5 protein-coding genes are annotated in these 6,430 nt (G+C 50.4%); 2 read left to right on the top strand and 3 right to left on the bottom strand.

Annotated features, from left to right (window positions below; translation table 11 throughout):
* Positions 1–424 precede the first annotated feature (424 nt).
* Positions 425–1,072: an L-fuculose-phosphate aldolase gene (gene fucA, locus ACUU1M_RS17880; protein WP_000440764.1), complete on the top strand. Its 648-nt coding sequence runs from the start codon at positions 425–427 to the stop codon at positions 1,070–1,072.
* Between the two features lie 27 nt (positions 1,073–1,099).
* The gene (fucO, locus tag ACUU1M_RS17875) at positions 1,100–2,248 is read left to right on the top strand and encodes a lactaldehyde reductase (protein WP_005051592.1); all 1,149 of its coding nucleotides are present in this window, start codon (positions 1,100–1,102) and stop codon (positions 2,246–2,248) included.
* Between the two features lie 52 nt (positions 2,249–2,300).
* On the opposite strand, the gene xni is transcribed toward fucO, so the two are convergent.
* The 3 genes from xni to sdaC form a co-directional block, all read right to left on the bottom strand.
* Entirely contained in the window at positions 2,301–3,056 is a 756-nt protein-coding gene (gene xni / locus ACUU1M_RS17870; RefSeq protein WP_024260800.1) for a flap endonuclease Xni, read from the bottom strand.
* Between the two features lie 110 nt (positions 3,057–3,166).
* Positions 3,167–4,534, bottom strand: coding sequence for an L-serine ammonia-lyase II (gene sdaB / locus ACUU1M_RS17865; protein ID WP_000626404.1), 1,368 nt, complete (start codon positions 4,532–4,534; stop codon positions 3,167–3,169).
* A gap of 57 nt (positions 4,535–4,591) precedes the next feature.
* Positions 4,592–5,881, bottom strand: a complete 1,290-nt coding sequence (gene sdaC, locus ACUU1M_RS17860) for an HAAAP family serine/threonine permease SdaC (protein ID WP_000450476.1) — start codon at positions 5,879–5,881, stop codon at positions 4,592–4,594.
* Positions 5,882–6,430 lie beyond the last annotated feature (549 nt).

Here is a 6,430-nt window from a genome sequence, read left to right as displayed (position 1 = left end):
ATTTTCAAATAAAAAACGCTCTGTAATATGACGGCGGTCACACTTATTAGCTGGAAGGTGACTTTATGTGACTACCATCACTTTAATAATCGAAATTTCATGCCCGTTTCAGAAAATAAATCATAAAAAACACAAACCAGATGACCGTATTAATTGTTTGTGCCGAAAACGGGCATTTCTGGCGAGGGGAAATGGAAAAATGACCGTTTTGATAAATATTTTTAAGAGCGGTCATTTTTAACGGGGTTATAAAAAGAGAACTTGCAGTTATTTACTGTGATTAGTTGAGCTAGGTCACAAAATATAAGCTTGTGAATTTCTTTCTTGTTAATCAGGAAGAAGATGGTGGGTAATTAAACGGCTAATTCAATAGTGTGAAAGGAACAACATTATTGCCCTGTTTTGAATCAGAGAGAGGTAGCTAATGGAACGAAATAAACTTGCTCGTCAGATTATTGACACTTGCCTGGAAATGACCCGCCTGGGACTGAACCAGGGGATAGCGGGGAACGTCAGTGTACGTTATCAGGATGGGATGCTGATTACGCCTACAGGCATTCCATATGAAAAACTGACGGAGTCGCATATTGTCTTTATTGATGGCAACGGTAAACATGAGGAAGGAAAGCTCCCCTCAAGCGAATGGCGTTTCCATATGGCAGCCTATCAAAGCAGACCGGATGCCAACGCGGTTGTTCACAATCATGCCGTTCATTGCACGGCAGTTTCCATTCTTAACCGATCGATCCCCGCTATTCACTACATGATTGCGGCGGCTGGCGGTAATTCTATTCCTTGCGCGCCTTATGCGACCTTTGGAACACGCGAACTTTCTGAACATGTTGCGCTGGCTCTCAAAAATCGTAAGGCAACTTTGTTACAACATCATGGGCTTATCGCTTGTGAGGTGAATCTGGAAAAAGCGTTATGGCTGGCGCATGAAGTTGAAGTGCTGGCGCAACTTTACCTGACGACCCTGGCGATTACGGACCCGGTGCCAGTGCTGAGCGATGAAGAGATTGCCGTAGTGCTGGAGAAATTCAAAACCTATGGGTTACGGATTGAAGAGTAATTTCGTAAAGCAACAAGGAGAAGGATGATGGCTAACAGAATGATTCTGAACGAAACGGCATGGTTTGGTCGGGGTGCTGTTGGGGCTTTAACCGATGAGGTGAAACGCCGTGGTTATCAGAAGGCGCTGATCGTCACCGATAAAACGCTGGTGCAATGCGGCGTGGTGGCGAAAGTGACCGATAAGATGGATGCTGCAGGGCTGGCATGGGCGATTTACGACGGCGTAGTGCCCAACCCAACAATTACTGTCGTCAAAGAAGGGCTCGGTGTATTCCAGAATAGCGGCGCGGATTACCTGATCGCTATTGGTGGTGGTTCTCCACAGGATACTTGTAAAGCAATTGGCATTATCAGCAACAACCCGGAGTTTGCCGATGTGCGTAGCCTGGAAGGGCTTTCCCCGACCAATAAACCCAGTGTACCGATTCTGGCAATCCCCACCACAGCAGGTACTGCGGCAGAAGTGACCATTAACTACGTGATCACTGACGAAGAAAAACGGCGCAAGTTTGTTTGCGTTGATCCGCATGATATCCCGCAGGTGGCGTTTATTGATGCTGACATGATGGATGGTATGCCTCCGGCGCTGAAAGCCGCGACGGGTGTCGATGCGCTCACTCATGCTATTGAGGGGTATATTACCCGTGGCGCGTGGGCACTAACCGATGCACTGCACATTAAAGCGATTGAAATCATTGCTGGGGCGCTGCGAGGATCGGTTGCTGGTGATAAGGATGCCGGAGAAGAAATGGCGCTCGGGCAGTATGTTGCGGGTATGGGCTTCTCGAATGTTGGGTTAGGGTTGGTGCATGGTATGGCGCATCCACTGGGCGCGTTTTATAACACTCCACACGGTGTTGCGAACGCCATCCTGTTACCGCATGTCATGCGCTATAACGCTGACTTTACCGGTGAGAAGTACCGCGATATCGCGCGCGTTATGGGCGTGAAAGTGGAAGGTATGAGCCTGGAAGGGGCGCGTAATGCCGCTGTTGAAGCGGTGTTTGCCCTCAACCGTGATGTCGGTATTCCGCCACATTTGCGTGATGTTGGTGTACGCAAGGAAGACATTTCGGCACTGGCTCAGGCGGCACTGGATGATGTTTGTACCGGTGGCAACCCGCGTGAAGCAACGCTTGAGGATATTGTAGAGCTTTACCATACCGCCTGGTAAATGCGCTGATGTGATAATGCCGGATACGATTTGCGGCGTATCCGGCTCGCCGTTACCGTACCAACCGCAATTGCTGTAAATTGCCGTCGATATGCAAATCGGTTTGTAAGCGGGCAATATCGCGGCACAGAAACGCCATCTCTTTATGGGTTTCTAATTTTTTGCGCCACTTTTCGGCAACCGCATCCAGATTCTCATATATCCCTTCCAGACTCTGAAACTCGACCAGCAGCTGCGTGGCGCTTTTTGGTCCGATTCCCGCAACACCCGGTACCTTTGAACTGCAGATCCCCGCAAGTCCCCAGTAATCGGGCAACTGCTGCGGTTGAACGCCAAATTCTTTATCGATAAATGGCGCATCCAGCCAACGTTTCTGGAAGTAATCACGAATACGTAATGTCGGTGAAAGTAACTGACAGTAGCCTTTATCTGTCGAAACAATCGTTGCCTGATGCCCGGCCTGTGTCACTTTGACCGCCAGTGTGGCGGCTAAGTCATCGGCTTCGTTGTCGCTGGCTGACCAGCACGGGACGCCGCGTTGCTCAAAGGCGGCGCGTAATGCAGGCATCTCGTCGTGCAACTCTTCCGGCATTGGCGGTCGATCCGCTTTGTAATCTGGTAAACGCTGATGACGCCAGCCGCTACTGCGGTTTTCATCATCAAAAACGGCGACCGCGTGAGTTGGCTGGCTGTGCATAATGAGCTGATCGAGCGCATGCTGGCAGGTTTCGACACAGGGCGAACCCTGAACGGCATGAATGCGACGGATAAGATTCAGTGCATCGACAATAAGCAAATGAACAGCCACGATAACCCCCTTAAAGATCAGGCGATAAGGGTAACATTCGATGCCGGAACAGGCTATGGCTGGTTGAGAAAACAGGAAGAGGCTTCGCAAAACGAGGCCTCTGGGAGAGATTAATCGCAGGCAACGATCTTCATCGCCAGGCCGCCGCGAGAGGTTTCGCGGTACTTGGCGTTCATGTCTTTACCTGTTTCGTACATGGTTTCGATAACTTTATCGAGGCAGACGCGCGGTTCGCTGGTACGGCGCAGTGCCATACGCGCGGCGTTCACCGCTTTCACTGCTGCAATGGCGTTACGCTCAATGCACGGTACCTGAACCTGCCCCGCGACCGGGTCACAAGTCAGACCGAGGTTGTGCTCCATCGCGATTTCCGCTGCGATGCAAACCTGCGCCGGGCTTGCGCCTAACAGTTCTGCCAGACCAGCTGCCGCCATAGAGCACGCCACGCCAACTTCACCCTGGCAACCCACTTCGGCACCAGAAATCGACGCGTTCATCTTATAAAGAGAACCAATGGCGCTGGCTACCAGCAGGTAACGAGCCAGTGAGTTAGCGTTCACTTCGCGGATAAACTTATCGTAGTACGCCAGCACAGCCGGGATAATCCCGCACGCACCGTTAGTCGGCGCAGTCACCACGCGACCGCCAGCAGCGTTCTCTTCGTTCACTGCCAGTGCAAACATGTTGATCCAGTCAACAACCGCCATCGGGTCAGTGGTGGTTTTATCCTGGCTGACCAGCATCCGGCGTAGTGCCGCAGCACGGCGTGGAACGCGCAGTTTGCCAGGCAACACGCCTTCGGTGGAAATACCGCGCTCAATACCGCCACGCATGACTTCCCAGACGTTCGCCAGGTGCTGTTCCAGCTCTTCTTTACTGTGCAGCGCCAGCTCGTTTTTCATCATCAGGCCAGAGAGTGACAGCCCGGTTTCCTGACAATGTTTTTGCAGATCGGCTGCTGAACTGTACGGATAAGGAACTTCAACCGGTGCGCTATCCTGCTGGCCAAAATGCTCTTCATCAACGATAAAGCCACCGCCAATAGAGTAGTAAGTCTGGCTGTAAACGACTTTATCGCCCGCCAGCGCGGTAATGCGCATACCGTTTTCATGCAGAGAAAGGTTGTCTGCATGGAAGTTCATGCACTGATCAACCGGGAACTCCACTTCATGCTGACCGTTTGCCAGCATCAGGCGACCATGAGTATTCACATCCTGAATAAAACCGGGGATGGAATCGATATCCACGGTATCCGGCAGGTTACCCGCCAGGCCCATAATAATGGCGATATCTGTGTGGTGGCCTTTACCAGTCAGAGAGAGCGAGCCGTACACGTCAACCACCACGCGGGTCACGTCTTTAAGCAGGTTACGGGCAATCAGATCGTCGGTAAATTGTTTACCCGCTTTCATTGGTCCAACGGTATGAGAACTGGAAGGGCCAATGCCGATTTTGAAAATATCGAATACGCTAATCATAGGAAATACATCGCGTTAAAACGGAGGAAGCGCCGCCCGAAAGCGGCGCGAAAGGACTTAGCTGAACAGAGAGTAGAAGATTGCGGAGATTGCAATCAGACCCATCACGACAACGAATACGTTGCTGATGTGACCGCTGTACTTACGCATTGCCGGTACTTTCTGAATTGCGTACATCGGCATCAGGAACAGGATCATCGCGATGATTGGGCCGCCCAGGGTTTCAATCATACCCAGGATGCTCGGGTTCAGGGTGGCAACAATCCAGGTCGTTACCAGCATGAACAGCGCAGTGATACGGTTCAGCTTGTTGATTTCGATAGACTTACCTTTACCACGCAGAGATTTAATCACCATACCGTTGAAGCCTTCACGTGCGCCCAGGTAGTGGCCGAGGAAGGATTTGGTGATAGCGATAATCGCGATAATCGGAGCCATCCACGCGATAACCGGTGCGTTAAAGTGATTAGCCAGGTAAGACAGAATCGAGATGTTCTGCTCTTTAGCCGCAGCCAGGTCTGCCGGAGTCAGGCTCAGTACGCAGCTGAAGACGAAGAACATTACGGTCAGCACCATCATGATGTGTGCGAATGCCAGGATCTTCGAGCATTTCTGTTCTGCCATATCGCCGTACTCTTCACGCTTCGCAACGGCGAAAGAAGAGATGATCGGAGAGTGGTTGAACGAGAACACCATTACCGGAATTGCCAGCCACAGGGTCATCCACAGACCGTTTCCGGTTGCAGATGCAGTGTCCAGAGACAGCGTTTCCAGTGCTGCGCCGTTCCACTGCGGGATCAGGTACAGAGCCAGCAGCATCAGTACGCCAACAAACGGGAATACCAGAATACTCATCGCTTTAACGATCATCTGCTCACCAAAGCGAACGATGGTCATCATACCCACGATCAGGATCAGCGACAGAATCGCACGCGGCGGTGGCGTCATACCCAGCTGGTGAGACATGAAGCTTTCAACGGTATTGGTGATTGCCACGCTATAAACCAGCAGGATCGGGTAGATAGCGAAGAAGTAGAGCAGGGTAATCAGTTTACCTGCGCCAATACCAAAGTGTTCTTCTACAACCTCGGTGATGTCTTCGCCCGGGTTTTTACCAGACAGTACGAAGCGAGTCAGGCCGCGGTGAGCAAAAAACGTCATCGGGAACGCAAGGATAGCCATGATGATCAGCGGGATCATACCGCCAACACCGGCGTTGATTGGCAGGAACAGCACGCCCGCGCCGATTGCCGTGCCGTAAAGGCCCAGCATCCACATGGTGTCTGTCTTGCGCCAGGCACTACGAGAGTCTTTCGACGCAATCGTGCTGGTTTGAGTCGTTTCCATCTATTTCTCCTGGAGGAATGCAAATAATTCAGCTTTTAGCAAGTTCAGCCCGGGAAGGTGCCTGACCGTAAAAATGAAATCTGTCTATCGGCGATGGCTTAATCATTTACCGCCGTAATAATTTGAGGGCGGAAAGATACACACAAGTTATGTATCTATCAGTGATCTTGATCCCAAATACAATAATCTGCTTGGAAGATAGATTATCCCAACGCTTTACTCTGTAAATCAAAAGTAAAAGAGAATTTAAGGGCAATATTTGCCCATTAAACGACATCTGACTTCTTCCGCGGCGCGCAATATATGTAGGTTGAACTGAAAAAATCAATACTTTTAGTTAATCATGGCGATAATTTCTTTTTCATAGCGATAAAATACGGTTTATGAAAATAGGGAAACGTTTGCGTTGCAACATAAATTGTATGACATATCAACTGTGATGATATTTGTCGCGTGAGGGTGGTAAGAAACATTCATATAACAAATGAAATGAGTTGATGAGTAAGTGACCAAAAACGAGAAAACCCGGCAACAAACGTCACCGGGGGA

This window comes from Shigella sp. SIG6 (genome assembly GCF_053555815.1).
The sequence above is the reverse complement of the archived record's forward strand: the minus strand, read 5'-3'. Positions and strand labels throughout refer to the sequence as shown.